This is a genomic window from Shewanella sp. S1-49-MNA-CIBAN-0167 (assembly GCF_040310145.1).
Taxonomy (GTDB): Bacteria; Pseudomonadota; Gammaproteobacteria; order Enterobacterales; family Shewanellaceae; genus Shewanella; species Shewanella psychromarinicola.
Genome location: NZ_JBEOPO010000387.1, coordinates 1 through 254, shown reverse-complemented (window position 1 = coordinate 254; position 254 = coordinate 1). Strand labels below are relative to the sequence as shown.

The 254-nt window shown below is 40.6% G+C and carries 1 protein-coding gene; it reads left to right on the top strand.

All coding sequences use genetic code 11. The features are described from left to right. A partial coding sequence (locus AAEZ00_RS21745; protein WP_351090070.1) for a transglycosylase SLT domain-containing protein occupies positions 1-254 on the top strand: 254 nt, incomplete at both ends.

The following is a 254-nucleotide window of genomic DNA, read 5'->3' as shown; positions in this document are numbered from 1 at the left end:
GCATTAGATATGCTCGAATACTTGTATAAAAAAACCGACAACTGGTTATATGCACTAGCCGCATACAATGCTGGTGAAGGTCGTTTACGTGAGGCTATTAGATATAATGAAGCAAGAGGGCTGAGCACCGACTTTTGGTCTTTACCATTACCTAAGGAAACTCGGCAATACGTACCACAATTGCTGGCAATAGCAGATGTGATTAAACATTCTGAAAGCTACGGCATCAGTCTTAAATCCATTCCTAATAAACC